Genomic DNA, 16296 nt, shown 5'->3' with positions numbered 1-16296 from the left:
TAGCACAGTGTGCCGTGCCGGTCACCAAGAGCGGAATGCCACGGCGTTCGGTCGACGAGGCCCGCGCCCGGATGTGATGGTGAGTGGATGTTGCTGATCGTGGGTGAGGCCATCGTCGTCTACCAGCGCCAGGGCGACGGTCCGTGGACCGGTCCGTGGCCGAGCGGGGCGCCGGCCATCAGCTCGTACGTGGCGTCCCAGCTGGGCGTCGAGGTCGCCTTCGTCGGCGGAGTCGGGCGTGACGACCACGCGAAGGTGATGACCGACGGCTTGGGCGCGGCCGCGCATCTGATCGTGTCGGACGACCTGCCGACCGCCACCGCCTACATCACCTACCACGGCGAGGACCGGTCGTTCGACTTCCGCGTGACGGGTTCGGCGGCGGCCGCGGTGCCGTCCGCCGCGCTGGGCGACCTGCCCGAGCGGGCCCGCTGGGTGCACCTGTCCGGCTCGGCGCTCGTCTTCGGCGAGCCGCTGGCCACGACGGCCCTCGAGGCGGTGCGGCGCGGCAAGGCCGCGGGTGCCACGATCTCGGTCGATCCCAACGTACGGGTGGAAGCGCTCACCGAGGCCGGCCGGTCGGCCCTGATCGCCGTCCTGCGCGAGGCCGACGTGCTGCTGCCCAGCGAGGGCGAGCTCGAGGCGCTGGGCGTCGACCCGGCCGGCCTGGACGCGGTCGTCTGCACCACGTACGGCGCGGCCGGCGCCGAGGTGAACGGCGTCCGCGTCGAGGCGCCCCCGGTCAACGCCATCGACACCGACGGCGCCGGCGACACCTTCGCGGCCGGCTACATCGCGGCCGCCCTCGACGGCGCCGACCCGGTGTCCGCCGCCCGCAACGGCATCCGCGCGGCGGGCGCGGCGGTGACGGTCGAGGGCCCGATGACCGTGGTCTTCGACTGACCGGCCCGCTCGCGGCCGGCGAGAATGCGAGGCGAGGCCGCCGTTGATCAAGCGCGGCCGTCGCCGCCACCGCCGCCGCCCCCGCCCTTGTGGGTGGGCAGGAATGTAGCGCATCGGTGTGACGATTTCGGGCGCTGTCCACAGGCGGCAGCCGTTGTGCACATGGTTGACTGGCGCGATGCGCGCTGAGGACGGGGAACGGATCGCGGAAGCGCTCGGTGGGCGGCTGGTCGAGGCCACCACACTGGCCGGCGGCTACTCGCACGAGACCACGTTGCTGACGCTCGACGATCGGCGGGTGGTTGCGAGGTTCGGCGGGGGAGACCCGGCCATCGAGGCCGCGGTCATGGCGCTGGCGCCCGTACCCGTGCCTGAGGTCCTGCTTGTCGAAGAGGCCGCCATGGCCATCGCGTTCGTCGAGGGCGCCGTGCTCAGCCAGGTCCTGGCGGGCGCGCCCGACGACGTGGAGGGGCTCGGCCGGGAGGTGGGCCGGGTGATCGCGGCGATCGGTGACGTGACGTTCGAGGCGCCGGGCTTCTTCACCGGCGCCAAGCTCGCGGTCGGGGCGCAGCCGCCGTGGTCGGAGCAGCTGGTGCCGTTCGCCGAGAGGTGCATGGCGAAGACGCCGGACGAGCGGCTCGACGAGCGGGCCCGGGCGGCGTGGCTGACGTTGTGCGCCGGGCACGCGCCCGCCCTGGCCGCGATCGACGCCGATGCCCGTCTGGCGCACGGCGACGTCAACCCGAAGAACATCCTGGTCGCCCGCACCGACGCCGGCTGGCGCGTGGCCGCCGTGCTGGACTGGGAGTTCGCCTACTCGTCGAGCCCGTACGGCGACGCCGCCAACATGGCCCGCTTCGGCGCGGACTATCCGCGGGGCTTCCTCGACGGTTTCGTGGAGGCGTTCGCCGCGCACGGATCCCGCCACCCCGACTGGCAGTACCTGGGCCGGGTGCTGGACATGTTCGCGCTCACCGACCTGGTGACCCGGGCCGCCGGGCACGAGGTCGCCGATCAGGCCGCCACGATCATTCGCGCCTGGTTGTCCGGGGGAGTTCCCCGGACCCTGTAGCCGCGCAGTTCGCTCATCATGGTCAACCTCCGCCTGATCAACACGCTGCCGTCGGTGATGTTCTTTCACCACCGGCCCGCTGGTCCCGTTCGCGGTCCGATCAGCGTGACGATGCCCTGCTCGGCCTTCGCGTCTCACGCTCCACCTCGGCCTGGTCCTGCTCGAACTGGTCCTGCTCGAACTGGCGGAGCGCGGCGGCGACGCTCGCCCCGGCGGCGGGCAGCAGCGGTAGGCGTACCCCCGGGGTCGGGATCCTGCCTTGCGCGTGCAACACCCCCTTGATCACCGTCGGGTTGGGCTCGGCGAACAACGCGGCCCGCAGCCTGCCGCTCGAGTCGACGGCCACGTTGGCGGACGCCAGGATCGCGCCGTGCGCACCGAGCGCGAGCATCGGCGTCAGCAGCGTGTCGGTGGCGGCCAGCATCGCGAAGCCCCGCGGCGGGTCGGTGAGCAGGTCGACCACGTCGGCGTCGATGCCGGTCGGGGCGTACTTCATGCCGATCACGCCGTCGATGGCCGCGATCCGGCGCAGAGCGTGCGCGGACAGCTCCTGCCCGGTGCGCAACGGCACGTGATAGACGATCAGCGGTACCGGCTTCGGCAGCGCCTCGAACCAGGCGACCACGCCGTCCTCGCCCGGCCGCACGAATGGTGGCACCAGGCAGAGCGCGGCCGTCACGTCCGGGGGCAGCGCGGCGAGCTCGTCCGGGGTGTTCGCCCCGACGATGAGGGGCGCACCGACACCGGCGAGCGTGCGCAGCACCCCGGCACGCTCGGCCGGGCTGAGGGCGGACGGCTCGGCGGTGGTCCCGAGAGCCACCAGCCCCGCGGCGCCCGCGTCCAGCGCCTCGTGCGCGAGCCGTTCGAGGACGCCGAGCGCCACCGCCCCGCCGTCGTCGAAGGGCGTGATCAGGGGAACGTGCACACCGGTCACCGTCATACGTCCACCCTCGCCGCCGACAAGCATAAGGTCCAGTTCTGATTCGTACGCCGATCCGTAAGCTGTACTGATGCTCGATGTGCGACGACTGAGCCTGCTCAGCGACCTGGACCGGCTCGGCACCATCGCGGCGGTCGCGACGGCCCGCGCGTACACCCCGTCGGCGGTCTCCCAGCAGCTCGCCGCCCTCGAACGCGAAGCCGGCGCGGTGCTGCTGGAACGCAGCGGCCGCCGGGTGACCTTCACCGCGGCCGGCCGGGTGCTGGTCCGGCAGACCGCCGCGGTGCTGGCCGCCCTGGAAGAGGCGGAGTCCGAGCTGGCCGCCACCCGCTCCGGCACGGCCGGCGAGATCCGCATCGGCGCCTTCCCGACCGCGATGCGCACCGTGCTGCCGCCGGCGTTGGTGACGCTGGGCCGCGACCACCCCGCCCTGGAACTGTCGGTCAGCGAACTGGACCCGGCCGCGGTCCCGCCGGCGCTGCGCGACCGCCGGCTCGACGTGGGCCTGCTGCACGACTACGACGTGGCGCCCGCCGTCACCGGCCCGGCCCTCGAGTCGGTGGCGCTCCTCGACGAGACGGTCCACCTGGCCGTCCCGCCCCACGCCGCGTTCGGGTCGCTCGCCGACACCCGCGACGCGCCATGGATTCTCGGCAGCCCCGGCACGCTGTGCCACGAGGTGGCCCTGCGCGTCTGTCAGGGTGCGGGGTTCGAGCCGCGGGCCCGGCACCACATCGACGACTTCGACGCCGTGCTGGCACTGGTCGCGGCCGGCCAGGGGGTTGCGCTGATCCCGCAGCTCGCGCTGCCGTCAAAGCCTCCGGTACGCCTGATCCCCGCCCCGACCCGCCGCCGCACCCGCATCGGTTACCGCCGGGGCGCCGCCGCCCACCCCGCGGTGCGAGCCGTCGTCGCCGCCCTGCAGACCAGCGCCCAACAGCTCATGGGCCGAGGCCTCCGGGGGCGGTCGGAAAGGTGACTCCGAGGACATCTCGCTGATCGGCTCGGTGACGGGGTGCTGCTGGTCGAGTGCCCGGGGGCGCATGCCACGGACGGGGGCGTGCTGGAGCGTCTCTCCGCCGGCACCGAGGCGGCTCTCGTGCAGTGGAACAGGATCACGGGGGAGTGGCTGCGGGACGAGCATCCGGGCGAGGCGGCGAAGCGGCGGGCCCACGGCTGGGCGGCGGTCCACGGCCGGCTGCGGGAGGATCCGCGTGAGGCCCTCCGTGCGGTCCTGACCCAGGCGCGCCAGGCCGACCCGGATGGCTGGGCGCAGTCGCAGCGGGACGTGATCGCCGTCCTGTCGGCCTAGCGGTGATCGGTGAACGTCGCGTTGACCTGGCTACGAACCGTCTCGTCGAAGCGGGCGAGGCCACCGGCGTCGACCGTGGTGCTCGCGGTGATGCGGATGCCGTACCCGATCATCACGGCCGCGGCCAAGCCGGCCCGCACCGCGCCGGAGCCGTGTGCGTGCCGGAGGATCCTCAGGTCGGCGACCTCATCGAGGGCGGCGAGGACGGCCGCCGGCGAGACGCCATGGACGTATTCCTCGGCGAGGGCCTCGACGAGGCCGGGCCGGTGGTGGAGGAGATCAGCGAGCGGGACGACCGTCTCGCGGATGTGGTAGCCCGCGGTGGACGAGTGGGTTTCGACCCGGGCCGGGAGCCGCTGACGGTCCTCTCGGACGATCTCCCGGAGCCGTTCCCGCAGCGCGGCGATGTTCTCCTCGGACGGGTCCACCAGCACGGCGACGAACGCTTCGAGCGCCGGACCGTCGCGGTGGAGGCTCTCGCAGTCGAGCGTGACCCGGCGTACGTGGTGGTGGTCGAGGGTCCGGATCTCGCCGGCGACATTGATCCGGCTGTGCACCGCTGGCGCCGCGTCCAGCCAGAGTGGGGTCGCCTCGCGGTCGGCTCGTACCGCCTCGCCGAGCCTGGCGCCGAGCAGTGCCGCCAGTTCGCCGGTCTCCCGGCGGAGGAGTTCCGGGAGGTCGGCCGCCTCGTCGGCCTCCTCGGCGAAGTACCGTGCGGCAACGAGCAGCGGAAGCACATCGGCGGTGTCGAGATCGCGCCGGGCGGCGCCGATCATCCCGTCCAGATGGACGGCTGTCTCATGGGCTCGCGTGAGGCCGGGCTCGTCCTCGGTGAGGTCGCGCAGCGACCGGATCTTGGACGCCACCTCGTGCCACGGCGTCTCGGCTTCCCGGTCCGTCAGGTACACCGGGTAGTCCCACCAGGAATCGGCTCTCTCGTCCTCCTCGACGACGTCGGAGACACCCCGATAGCCGATACCGTCCATCGCACTCTCCCGCCATCGAATGGCCTCGATGACAGCATCGTTGATGGCCGCGCCCGGCGGACCGTCAGATCGAGGACACCCGGCGGCCTAGCCGGTCCGGGCGTTGATGGCCGCGGTGAGCCGGTCGATGCCGATCAGGTTGAACTTGTTGCCGAGGGTGCGCATGATCGAGTTCTGGCTGGGGCGGTAGACGCCTCGGTCGTAGTAGGCGCCGCCCTCGTACGCGCCGATCACGCCGCCGTCGGGGGTGGCCCGGCCCAGGTAGGACGCCCACTTGGTGGTGCCCAGCGACACGTTCGGCTCGGCGGGCTCGCCGTCGGGGTAGACGCCGGGGCCGCCGTACTCGTCGGCCAGGCCGCCGATCGAGTGGCCGAGCTCGTGCAGGACGATCTCGCCGGACTGGGCGTTGCCGCCGCTGGCCACGGTGACCGTGCCGCCGGAGCCGCCGTACGTGCTGCTGTTGACCAGGACCAGCGCCTGGTCGGCGCCGGGGGCCAGGGCGGCGTACGCCCGGGTGACGGTCGTGTCGACGCAGATCAGCCGTGCGAGGTCGCCGCAGTAGAAGGCGCCGCCCAGCACGGTGTCCTTCCGTACGCCGGGCGTCGGGTCGTTGTCCGAGCCGGACTGCCGGGACACCGCGTTGACCTGCCAGACGTTGAACTTGTCCTTCAGGGTCTTGAACGGCTCGTATGCGGTGATCCGCGCCCACCAGGCGACTGCCTGGCTGTGGAACAGCGCCTGCTCGCCGGCCGTGTAGCCGTCGCCGATGAACACCAGGTCGTACCGGTCGGCGGGCGAGCCGGTCTGCTGGATGGTCACCACCTCGGCGTCCACCGCGTCCCGGGTGGCGCGGGGGAGTGCCGCGACCGGCACCGAGGCCCGGCTGATGCTGCCGTCGGGGGCGAAGACCTCCACGCCGACGGTGGCGGCGGGGGCCGGCGGGAACATCAGCAGAACCGCGAAAAATATCCGCATCGACACGACGGTACATCGATAATCATGGATGTCAAACCAGCCGGGACCGCCGCAATGCGCGCAACCGGCGAGCCTCGAGCGGGTCGGCCACCGGGATCGCCGCGAGGAGTTCCTTCGTGTACGGGTGCTCCGGCTGCTCGTACACCCGAGCGGTGTCGCCCAGCTCGACCACCGCCCCGCCGGACAGAACCGCGACCCGGTCCGCGATCTGCCGCAGCACCGCCAGGTCGTGCGAGACGACCACCAGCGTCAGGTCCAGCGTCGAGCGCAGGTCCTCGAGCAGCGCGAGGATCTGCGCCTGCGTGGTGACGTCGAGGGACGACACCGGCTCGTCGCAGACGATGAGGCGCGGCGACGGCGCGAGCGCCCGGGCGATCCCGACCCGCTGCCGCATCCCGCCGGAGAGCTGGTGCGGGTAGCGGTCGTACTCCCGTGGCGACAGCCCGACGCGCTCCAGCAGCGACAAGACCCGGGCGCGCGGGTCGCGGACGCCCTGCAGCCGGAGCGGGTCGGCGATGCTCTCGCCCACCGTGCGCCGCGGGTTGAGCGAGGACAGCGGGTCCTGGAACACCATCTGCACCGACCGCCCGCGGCGCCGCGCGATGTCCGCGCCGTCGAAGGTGATCTTCCCGGCGGACGGCTCGACCAGCCCGACCATCATCCGGGCGAGCGTCGTCTTGCCCGTACCCGATTCGCCGGCGATGCCCAGCGTCTCGCCGCGCCGCACGTCCAGGGTGACGCCGTCGACCGCGTCGACCCGCCCGCGCCGCGGCAGCTTGAAGTGCTTGCGCACGTCGGTGAGGCGCAGGAGCGGCTCGCCCTCGACGGTCCGCGGCGGGTTCGGGTGGGGCACGGCCGCGATCAATTCTCTGGTGTACGCCTCCCGCGGCGTCACCAGGACGGACTCGGTGGGCCCCTGCTCGACGGCCCGCCCGTTCCGCATCACCACGACGCTGTCGGCCGACCCGGCGACCACCCCGAGGTCGTGGCTGATCAGCAGCAGCCCGGCGCCCGTGGTGGACCGCACCTCGTCGAGCAGGTCGAGGATCTGCGCCTGCACGGTGACGTCGAGGGCCGTGGTGGGCTCGTCCGCGACGATCACCTGCGGGCGGCAGGCCAGCGCCATCGCGATCAGGGCCCGCTGCCGCATCCCGCCGGAGAACTGGTGCGGATACGACCGGGCCCGGCGCTCGGCGTCCGGGATGTGCACCTGTTTCAGCACCTCGACGGCCCGCAGCCGCGCGGCTCGTCGGGTGGCGCCGGTGTGGATCCGGTACACCTCGGCGATCTGGTCGCCGATCCGGTGGAACGGGCTGAGCGCGGTCAGCGGCTCCTGGAACACCATGGCGATCCGGGCGCCCCGGATCCGCCGCCACTCCCGGTCGTCCAGGGTGGTCAGGTCGGTGCCGCCGAAGCTGATCCGGCCGGTCACCGTGGCGTTCTGGTGCAGCCCGAGCAGGGCCAGCGCGGTGGCGCTCTTGCCGGAGCCGGACTCGCCGACGATGCCGACCGCGCCGCCGGGCGGGAGCTCGAAGCTCAGCCCGTCGACGGCCCGCGTGTCGCCGAAGCCGATCCGCAGATTTTCGATCTTGAGGCTTTTGCGCGCGCCGCCACCTCCCCCGCCCCTGTGGGTGGGCGCCAACGTAGCGCCCGGGACTGACACTTCTGGCTGGTTGTCCACAGGCTCGGTGGTCATCGCAGTTGCACCCGGGGGTCGATGGCGGCGTAGAGCAGGTCGGCGACGGCGTTCGCCACCACGATGAGCAGGCCGGTGAGCAGGGTCACGCCGACGACCACCGGCAGGTCGATCTGGTTGACCGCGCCGACCAGCAGCTGGCCGATGCCGGGCAGCCCGAACATGGTCTCGGTCAGCACCGCGCTGGTCATGATCGCCGCGACGTCCAGCGCGGTCAGGGTGACCAGCGGCAGCATGGCGCCGCGGAAGGCTCGCCGCCAGATGATCCGCCGTTCCGGCAGGCCGTACGCGCGGGCGGTGCGGATGTGGTCCTCGGCGAGCGTCTCCTGGATGCCGGCCCGGGTCAGGCGGGCGTACGCGGCGGCCTGGATGGTGGCCAGCGCGACCCAGGGCAGGAGCAGGTTCTGCGCCCAGAGCAGCGGGTTCGTGGTGAACGGGACGTAGGCCGGGAACGGCAGCCACTGCAGGACCACGCAGAAGAGCAGGAGCAGCAGCAGGCCGACCAGGAAGACCGGGACCGCGTACCCGGTCAGGACCAGGCCGTTGACCAGCCGGTCGAGCCAGCGGTGCCGGCGCAGCCCGGAGAGCATCCCGGCGCCGATGCCGACGACCAGGGACAGCGCCTCGGCGCCGATCGCCAGGGACACCGACACCGGCAGGCGGTCGGTGAGCAGGGCGGTGACCGGCTGGTCGGTCTCGAACGAGTAGCCCAGGCAGGGCGCGGGGCAGTGCCGCACGTCGGGGCCGCTCGGGTAGTCGCGACCGGCGACCAGTCCCTCGAGGAAGTGGGCGTACTGCACGTGGACCGGGTCGTCGACGCCCATCGCGTGGCGCACGTCGGCCAGGCGTTCGGGCGTGCAGCCCTTGCCGCAGGTGAGGACCGCCGGGTCGGACGGGGCCAGGTAGAAGAGCGCGTACAGGATGGTGGTCAGCCCGAACAGCACGAGCAGGGCGCCGCCGATCCGGCGGAACAGGTAGCCGGTCATCGCAGGAACTCGCTCTGCCGTGGGTCGAGGACGCGGCGCAGGCCGTTGGCGACCAGCACGAACGCCAGCAGGGTCAGGAACAGCAGGCCGCCGGGGACGACGACGTACATCGGGTCGGCACGGAACCAGGTGGTCGCGGTGGACAGCATCTGACCCCACGACGGGGTCGGCGGCCGCACGCCGACGCCGAGGAACGACAGCCCGGCCTCGACGATCATGTTGGTGGGCAGGATCAGTGCCGCGTACGTGAGCACCGGCGCGGTCAGCCCGGGCAGGATCTCCCGCCGCGCCACCCGGAACCACCCGGCGCCGGACACCCGTGCCGCGGCCACGTAGTCCCGGGTCCGCAGCGACAGCGTCTCGCCCCGGGTGATCCGGGCCGTGCCACCCCAGCCGAGCACCGCGATCACCACGGCCAGCAGCACCGGGCGCGGCCAGTCGGCGGGCACGATGGCCAGCAGCGAGATCGCCAGCACCAGGCTGGGCACGGCCAGGACCAGGTCGATCAGGCGGCCCAGGGCGGCGTCCGCCCACCGCCCGCCGAGCCCGGCCGCCAGCCCGGCCAGCAGACCGATCAGCACCTGCAGAACGGTGGCGCCGACCGCGACGCCGAGCGACACCCGCGCGCCGTAGACGATGCGGGCGAACAGGTCGCGGCCGGTGCCGGGCTCGACGCCGAGCCAGTGCTCGCCGCTGACCCCGCCGAACGCGCCGACCGGCACCCCGCCGCGGGCGGAGTCCAGCAGGCCGTCGTGGAAGGTGGTCGGGTCCTGACCGGAGATCGCGGTGAGCAGCGGCGCCGACACGGCGACCACCACCATGAGGGTGGCGATCGCCGCGCCGGCGACGAGACCGCGGTCCCGGAAGGCGACCGCGGCGCGTGTCACTTGACCGAGATCCGGGCCAGGTCGTAGGTGCCGCGCCAGCCGTCCGGAACAGCGTTCTTGACGTTCTTGCCGAACAGGTAGACGTCCTTCTCGTGGGCCAGCGGGACGGTCAGCGCCAGCTTGCCGATCTTCGCGTCCAGCGCGCCCCAGCGCTGCTGCGCCTGGGACTGGTCGGTGAGCGCGTTGATCGCATCGATCTCGGCGTTGACCGCCGGGTCGTTGTACTGGGCCAGGTTGAAGTTGCCGCCCGCGGTGATGATCTGCCGGCCGTCGAAGATCGGGATCAGGAACGGCCCGCCGGACGGCCAGTCGGCGCCCCAGTACTGCAGCGACAGCCCGGGCTGGGTGGCCGGTTTGCCGGTCACGTCGCGGTAGGTGGCCGAGTCGATCGGTGTCAGCTTGACGGTCACGCCGGCCTGCTTGAAGGCCTCCTGGAGGGCGGCCGCCGGCTTGGGGCCGAGCCCGTTGCCGTCGTCGTTCTCGTGCGCCAGCTCGATCGTCAGGCCGGGCTTGCCCGCCGCCGCGAGCAGCTCCTTGGCCTTGGCCGGGTCACCGGAGGCGCCGGCCGGGAAGAAGTCGTACGCCTGGTGGCCGAGCGCCTTCTGCGGCGGCAGGAAGGTGGTCGACGGCCCGGCGACGGCGCTGCCGCCCAGCGCGTTCACGACCGAGGTGCGGTTGACCGCGTACGACAGGGCCTCGCGCACCTTCGGGTCGTCGAACGGCGCCTTCCTGGTGTTGAAGGCCAGGTAGGTGGTGGCGGGGAACTCGCCGCGGGCCACCCGTTTCTCCAGTTCGGAGCCGGGCTGGAGCTGGGCCAGTTGCTCGGGGCCGACCGCCGCGTCGGTGGTCACCGCGTTGGCGTCCTGGCCGGCGCCGCTGACCAGCCGCTGGTTGATCACGGCGGCGTCCAGGCCGGCCGTCACCTCGATGCGGTCGGGGCAGGCGTACCGCAGGTTGTCGACCGCGGGCTTCCAGTGCTCGTTGCGCACCAGCTCGAGGGACTTCTTGGGCTCGTACGACTCGATCTTGTACGGCCCGGACGAGATCGGGTGCGCGTCGTACCCGACGCCCTTGTCCTTCGCCTTCGGCACCGGGGCGAACTGGGTGGCGGTGGCCAGGAATGGGAAGTCGCCCTCGGGCTTGCTCAGCTTGAAGACGATCGTCTTGTCGTCCGGCGTCTCGATGGCCTCGAGGCCGTCGGGCTGCTTGTACGGGCCCTGGTAGTTCGCCGCGCCGACCAGCCAGTCACGCAGGTAGGGCGCGCCGCCCGGCAGGTCGGGCGAGAACGAACGCTCGATGCCGTACTTGACGTCGGCCGCCTTGATCGGCGTGCCGTCCTCGAAGAAGACGTCGTCCCGGAGCTTGTAGGTCCAGGTCTTCGCGCCGTCCGAGGGGGTGCCCAGGTCGGTCGCCAGGTCCGGCGCGGGTTTGGTGCCGGCCTCGCCCTCCAGCCGGTTACGCGTGGTGAGCGTCCGGAAGAGCAGTGACGGGATGTTGCCGCCGCCGGAGGTGTAGAGCCGGGCCGGGTCGAGGCGGTTGATGCCGCCCTGGTTCAGGACGCTCAGCGTCCCGCCCTGGCAGGTCTTGGGATCGAAGGCCGCGCTGGTGGCACCGCCCTCACCGCCGTTTCCCTGGCATGCGGTGAGCAGCATGGCGCTCACGAGGACGGCGGGCAGACTTCGACGCATGGAGATTCCTTCAGCGGCGGGCGATGGTGTCGCCGGTGAAGGTACTACGTGCAAATCCTATAGGCAAACAAGGAAATGGTCAGGACGGCTCGATCCAGTCCAGGGTGCGGGATACGGCCCGTTTCCAGTTGCCGTACTCGCGGTCGCGCAGCGCCGAGTCCATAGTGGGTAGCCACTGTGCCGCCCGGTGCCAGTTCTGCCGCAGACCCTCCAGGTCGGGCCAGTAACCGACGGCCAGCCCGGCCGCGTACGCCGCGCCCAGCGACACCGTCTCGGAGGCGAGCGGGCGCACCACCGGCACGTCCAGCACGTCCGCCTGGAACTGCATGAGCAGGTTGTCGGCGGTCATCCCGCCGTCGACCTTCAGCGTCTTCAGGGTCAGGCCGGAGTCGGCGTTCATCGCGTCGACCACCTCGCGGATCTGCCAGGCGGTCGCCTCCAGCACCGCCCGGGCGAGGTGACCCTTGGTGATGTACGAGGTCAGCCCCACCACCACGCCGCGCGCCTCGGAGCGCCAGTGCGGCGCGAACAGGCCGGAGAACGCCGGCACGATGTAGCAGCCGCCGTTGTCCGCCACGGTGCGGGCGAGCGTCTCGATCTCCGGCGCGCTGGCGATCAGTTCGAGCTGATCGCGGAACCACTGCACCAGCGAGCCGGTGATCGCGATCGAGCCCTCCAGCGCGTACGCCGCGGGCTCGCCGTCGATCTGGTAGGCGACCGTGCTGAGCAGGCCGTGCGTGGAACGGACCAGTTCGGCGCCGGTGTTCAGCAGCAGGAAGCTGCCGGTCCCGTACGTGCACTTGGCCTCGCCCGGCGTGAAGCACGTCTGCCCGAACAGCGCCGCCTGCTGGTCACCGAGCGCCGCTCCGATCCGTACCCCGGGAAAAGCGCTCCGGGCCGTGCCGAACACGCCCACCGACGGCCGCACCTCCGGGAGCATCTCCCGGGGGATGCCGAAGAACGCCAGCGACTCCGGCGACCAGTCGAGCGTGTGCACGTCGAGCAGCATCGTGCGGCTGGCATTGGTCACGTCGGTGACGTGCAGTCCACCGGTGAGCTTCCAGATCAGCCAGGTCTCCATCGTGCCGAACAGCACCTCGCCACGCTCGGCCCGCTCCCGCAGCCCGGGGGTCCGGTCCAGCATCCAGCGCACCCGCGGCCCGGAGAAGTACGTGGCCAGCGGCAGCGCCGAGCGTTCGTGGACGGCGTCCGCGCCCGGCGCCCGGGCCAGCCGGTTGACCAGCGTGTCGGTCCGGGTGTCCTGCCAGACGATGGCGTGCCCGACCGGCCGGCCGGTGACCCGGTCCCAGACGACAGTGGTCTCCCGCTGGTTGGCGATGCCGACCGCGGCCACCTGTGACTCGGTGATGCCGGCCCGGCGCAGCGCCTCGGGGCCCAGCCGCTCGACGTTGCGCCAGATCTCCAGCGCGTCGTGCTCGACCCAGCCCGGCTTCGGAAAATACTGTTTGTGTTCCTGCTGGGCGAGGGAGACCAGCTGACCGCGACGGTCGAACACGATGCAGCGCGTGGACGTCGTGCCCTGGTCGATCGCGACCACGTAGCTCTCGGTCATGGTTACCTCTCCGCAGCGGTGAGATCCCTCGAAACCGCCCGGGCGGCGTCCCGGACGTAGGCCACCAGCCGGGGATGAGGCTGGTAATGCGTGTCGCAGACGCGCTCGACGTGACCGGAGATGCCGATCGCGCCGACGACCAGCCCGCCGTGCCCGCGGATCGGGGCGGCGACCGCGGCCTCGCCGGGGGTGAATTCCTCGACCTCCACGCTGTGGCCGACGGTTCGGATGTGGTTGAGCTCGGTGCTGAGGGCACGGGCGGTGACGAGGGTGCGGTGGGTGAATCGGTCCAGGTCCGGCGCGGGGTGCGCGCCCGCCGCCGAGTACGCGAGCAGAGCCTTGCCGAGCGCCGTCGCGTGCAACGGGAGAAGCGCACCGACCTCGAGCGTCTGGAACGTGTCGTCCGGGCGGAAGACGTGGTGCACGACGAGCACCTCGCCGTCGAGCACGGTGCCGATGCGCACCGCCTCGCCACTGCGCGCGGCCAGCGGATCGGCCCAGTTGATCGAGCGGGAACGGAGCTCGTTGATGTCCAGGAAGCTGGTGCCCAGCCGGAGGACGGCCGCGCCGAGCTGATAGTGGCCGGACACCCTGTCCTGTTCGACGAAACCGACCGCTTTGAGCGTACGCAGTATGCCGTGGGTCGTGCCCTTGGCGAGATCCAGCGAGTGCGCGATGTCACCCAGAGTGAGCCTGCCGGTGCCGCCGGCGAGCAGCCGCAGCACGGCGGCGGCACGCTCGATGGACTGCACTGTTCCAGGCATGTTTCGAGCTTCATGCGATCCGATGACAACCGCAAGGCCTGGAGCGTTCGGCATTGCCGAACGGCGCTCGTTGTCCGTGCCCGTCCCGCTACCTAGCGTCGGTGACCTCTAGCGTCACAGGAGGGCACATGGCAGCACGACTGAAGATCCCGGGACTGTGGGGCGAGCTCGCCGCCGAGTTCGCCGGGACCATGATCCTCATTCTTTTCGGTGTCGGCGTGGTCGCGCAGGTGGCCGGCGCCGAGATCGGAGATCACGACAGCATCGCCTGGTCCTGGGGACTCGGCGTGATGCTGGGTGTGTACGTGGCCGGGCGGATCAGCGGCGCCCACCTCAACCCCGCAGTCACCATCGCGCTCGCGGTCTTCAAGGGCTTCGAATGGCGCAAGGTGGCCCCCTACTCGATCGCCCAGTTCCTCGGCGCGTTCGTCGCCGCCCTGCTGGTGCGCTGGAACTACACCGAGGTCCTGCACGCCGCGGACCCCGGCCTCACGATCAAGACCCAGGGCGTCTTCTCCACGCTGCCCGGCAACGGGACCTTGCCGGTCGGGGAGTGGGGCGCCTTCCGCGACCAGATCATCGGCACCGCGATCCTGCTGTTCCTGATCCTGGCCATCACCGACGCGGCGAACACCCCGCCGTCGGCCAACCTGGCGCCGTTCATCATCGGCCTGCTGGTCGTCGGCATCGGCATGGCCTGGGGCACCAACGCCGGCTACGCGATCAACCCGGCGCGTGACTTCGGGCCGCGACTCGCCAGCTTCCTCACCGGATACGGTGGCGCGTTCCGAGATCAGACGGGTTATCTGTACTTCTGGATACCGATCGTCGCGCCGATCATCGGCGGTGTGATCGGGGCCGGTCTCTACCAGGCGCTCATCGGGCGGTTCCTGCCGTCCGCGGCCACGCAGGAGCCGGGCGAGCTGCCCACCACCGAGAAACTGGAGGCAAACCGTGGCTGACTTCGTCGGCGCAGTCGACCAAGGTACGACCAGCACCCGATTCATGATCTTCGACCACGGTGGCAACGAGGTCGGCCGGCACCAGCTGGAGCACGAGCAGATCCTGCCGCAGGCGGGCTGGGTGGAGCACAACCCGATCGAGATCTGGGAGCGGACGGTCTCGGTCATCCGCACCGCCATGCAGGCGCGGGGACTCGGCCCGAACGACCTGGCCGCGCTGGGCATCACCAACCAGCGCGAGACGGCCGTGGTGTGGGACAGGAACACCGGGCGGCCCCTGTACAACGCCATCGTCTGGCAGGACACCCGTACCGACCGGATCGCCTCCGCCCTGGACCGCGACGGCCGCGGCGACGTCATCCGGCGGAAGGCCGGGCTGCCGCCCGCCACCTACTTCTCCGGCGGCAAGATCCAGTGGATCCTGGAGAACGTCGACGGGGTCCGCGAGGCGGCCGAGCGCGGCGACGCCATCTTCGGCAACACCGACAGCTGGCTGGTCTGGAACCTCACCGGCGGCAACCACGTCACCGACGTGACCAACGCCAGCCGCACCATGCTGATGAACCTGGAGACGCTGGACTGGGACGACGAGCTGCTGTCGTTCTTCAACATCCCGCGCTCGATGCTCCCGGAGATCCGGCCCTCGTCCGACCCCAACACGTACGGCGCGACGCTGGACAACGGCCCGCTCGGCGGCGACGTGCCGCTCACCGGCATCCTCGGCGACCAGCAGGCGGCCATGGTCGGGCAGGTGTGCTTCGCGCCCGGCGAGGCCAAGAACACCTACGGCACCGGCAACTTCATGCTGCTCAACACCGGCACCGAGCTGGTCCGCTCGAACAACGGGCTGCTCACCACGGTCTGCTACAAGTTCGGCGACGCGGCGCCGGTGTACGCCCTGGAGGGCTCGATCGCGGTGACCGGCTCGGCCGTGCAGTGGCTGCGCGACCAGCTGCACATCATCAACGACGCGGCCCAGAGCGAGCGGCTGGCGTCGTCGGTGCCGGACAACGGCGGCGTGTACTTCGTGCCGGCGTTCTCCGGGCTGTTCGCGCCGTACTGGCGGTCCGACGCCCGCGGCGCGATCGTCGGGCTGTCCCGCTTCAACACCGACGCGCACATCGCCCGGGCCACCCTCGAGGCGATCTGCTACCAAAGTCGCGACGTCGTGGACGCTATGGCCCAGGATTCCGGGGTAACCCTCGATGTGTTGAAGGTCGACGGCGGCATCACGGTCAACAACCTGTGCATGCAGATCCAGTCGGACGTCGTCGGGGTGCCGGTCAGCCGGCCGGTCGTCGCGGAGACCACCGCCCTGGGCGCGGCGTACGCCGCCGGGCTCGCGGTCGGTTTCTGGAAGAACACCGACGAGCTGCGGGAGAACTGGAACGAGTCCCAGCGCTGGCTGCCGACCTGGTCGGAGGAACAGCGCGAGGAAGGGTACGGAAAATGGAAGAAGGCAGTCGAACGCACCCTGAACTGGGTGGATGTGGACTGACATGGCTGAGCTGACATTGTCATGTCCTTCTGGCCCTCGTCTGCGGCGTCGCGG

Annotated in this window: 15 protein-coding genes; 6 read left to right on the top strand and 9 right to left on the bottom strand. The window is 71.5% G+C overall.

What is annotated here, in order from left to right:
• Nucleotides 1-87: 87 nt before the first annotated feature.
• Together QSK31_RS12600 and QSK31_RS12595 are read left to right on the top strand one after the other, a co-directional pair.
• Entirely contained in the window at nucleotides 88-903 is an 816-nt protein-coding gene (locus tag QSK31_RS12600) for a carbohydrate kinase family protein (protein WP_285683716.1), read from the top strand.
• Between the two features lie 178 nt (nucleotides 904-1081).
• Nucleotides 1082-1975 carry a phosphotransferase family protein gene (locus QSK31_RS12595; protein WP_285683714.1) on the top strand — a complete coding sequence of 298 codons (894 nt, stop codon included), beginning with the start codon at nucleotides 1082-1084 and terminating at the stop codon, nucleotides 1973-1975.
• A gap of 100 nt (nucleotides 1976-2075) precedes the next feature.
• Here the strand turns inward: QSK31_RS12595 and QSK31_RS12590 are convergent, their stop codons facing one another.
• A complete protein-coding gene (locus QSK31_RS12590) occupies nucleotides 2076-2915 on the bottom strand; it encodes a dihydrodipicolinate synthase family protein (protein ID WP_285683713.1) in 840 nt (279 codons plus the stop codon).
• 70 nt (nucleotides 2916-2985) lie between these two features.
• Here QSK31_RS12590 and QSK31_RS12585 point away from each other — a divergent pair, with 70 nt between their 5' ends.
• Together QSK31_RS12585 and QSK31_RS12580 are read left to right on the top strand one after the other, a co-directional pair.
• Nucleotides 2986-3894 (top strand): LysR family transcriptional regulator, encoded by a 909-nt coding sequence (locus tag QSK31_RS12585; protein ID WP_285683712.1) that lies wholly within the window; start codon nucleotides 2986-2988, stop codon nucleotides 3892-3894.
• Nucleotides 3895-3930: 36 nt separating this feature from the next.
• Nucleotides 3931-4227: a hypothetical protein gene (locus tag QSK31_RS12580; protein ID WP_285683710.1), complete on the top strand. Its 297-nt coding sequence runs from the start codon at nucleotides 3931-3933 to the stop codon at nucleotides 4225-4227.
• Here QSK31_RS12580 and QSK31_RS12575 read toward each other — a convergent pair.
• The 8 genes from QSK31_RS12575 to QSK31_RS12540 form a co-directional block, all read right to left on the bottom strand.
• Entirely contained in the window at nucleotides 4224-5213 is a 990-nt protein-coding gene (locus tag QSK31_RS12575) for a hypothetical protein (protein WP_285683709.1), read from the bottom strand. The two genes, QSK31_RS12580 and QSK31_RS12575, sit on opposite strands and share 4 nt — an antisense overlap.
• Before the next feature lie 87 nt (nucleotides 5214-5300).
• Entirely contained in the window at nucleotides 5301-6188 is an 888-nt protein-coding gene (locus tag QSK31_RS12570) for a M64 family metallopeptidase (protein WP_285683707.1), read from the bottom strand.
• A gap of 31 nt (nucleotides 6189-6219) precedes the next feature.
• Complete coding sequence (locus tag QSK31_RS12565) at nucleotides 6220-7884, bottom strand: dipeptide ABC transporter ATP-binding protein (RefSeq protein ID WP_285683705.1); 1665 nt, start codon at nucleotides 7882-7884, stop codon at nucleotides 6220-6222.
• On the bottom strand, nucleotides 7881-8870 hold the full coding sequence (locus QSK31_RS12560; RefSeq protein WP_285683703.1) for an ABC transporter permease: 990 nt from the start codon (nucleotides 8868-8870) through the stop codon (nucleotides 7881-7883). Before QSK31_RS12560 ends, QSK31_RS12565 begins: the two co-directional genes overlap by 4 nt.
• Nucleotides 8867-9757, bottom strand: coding sequence for an ABC transporter permease (locus QSK31_RS12555; protein WP_285683702.1), 891 nt, complete (start codon nucleotides 9755-9757; stop codon nucleotides 8867-8869). The genes QSK31_RS12560 and QSK31_RS12555 overlap by 4 nt, the downstream gene beginning before the upstream one ends.
• Nucleotides 9754-11445 (bottom strand): ABC transporter substrate-binding protein, encoded by a 1692-nt coding sequence (locus tag QSK31_RS12550; RefSeq protein ID WP_285683701.1) that lies wholly within the window; start codon nucleotides 11443-11445, stop codon nucleotides 9754-9756. Before QSK31_RS12550 ends, QSK31_RS12555 begins: the two co-directional genes overlap by 4 nt.
• Before the next feature lie 79 nt (nucleotides 11446-11524).
• Complete coding sequence (gene glpK / locus QSK31_RS12545; protein WP_285683699.1) at nucleotides 11525-13018, bottom strand: glycerol kinase GlpK; 1494 nt, start codon at nucleotides 13016-13018, stop codon at nucleotides 11525-11527.
• A 2-nt stretch (nucleotides 13019-13020) separates the two neighbouring features.
• On the bottom strand, nucleotides 13021-13782 hold the full coding sequence (locus QSK31_RS12540) for an IclR family transcriptional regulator (RefSeq protein ID WP_285683697.1): 762 nt from the start codon (nucleotides 13780-13782) through the stop codon (nucleotides 13021-13023).
• Nucleotides 13783-13910: 128 nt separating this feature from the next.
• Between QSK31_RS12540 and QSK31_RS12535 the strand changes: the two genes are divergently transcribed.
• Complete coding sequence (locus QSK31_RS12535; RefSeq protein WP_285683695.1) at nucleotides 13911-14744, top strand: MIP/aquaporin family protein; 834 nt, start codon at nucleotides 13911-13913, stop codon at nucleotides 14742-14744.
• Nucleotides 14737-16242: a glycerol kinase GlpK gene (gene glpK, locus QSK31_RS12530; protein ID WP_285683694.1), complete on the top strand. Its 1506-nt coding sequence runs from the start codon at nucleotides 14737-14739 to the stop codon at nucleotides 16240-16242. The genes QSK31_RS12535 and glpK (QSK31_RS12530) overlap by 8 nt, the downstream gene beginning before the upstream one ends.
• The last annotated feature ends 54 nt before the right edge of the window (nucleotides 16243-16296 follow it).

The sequence above is a fragment of the Actinoplanes sp. NBRC 103695 genome (assembly GCF_030269485.1).
Taxonomy (GTDB): domain Bacteria; phylum Actinomycetota; class Actinomycetes; order Mycobacteriales; family Micromonosporaceae; genus Actinoplanes.
Note: the sequence above shows the minus strand (reverse complement) of the source record. Positions and strands in the feature narration are given on the sequence as shown.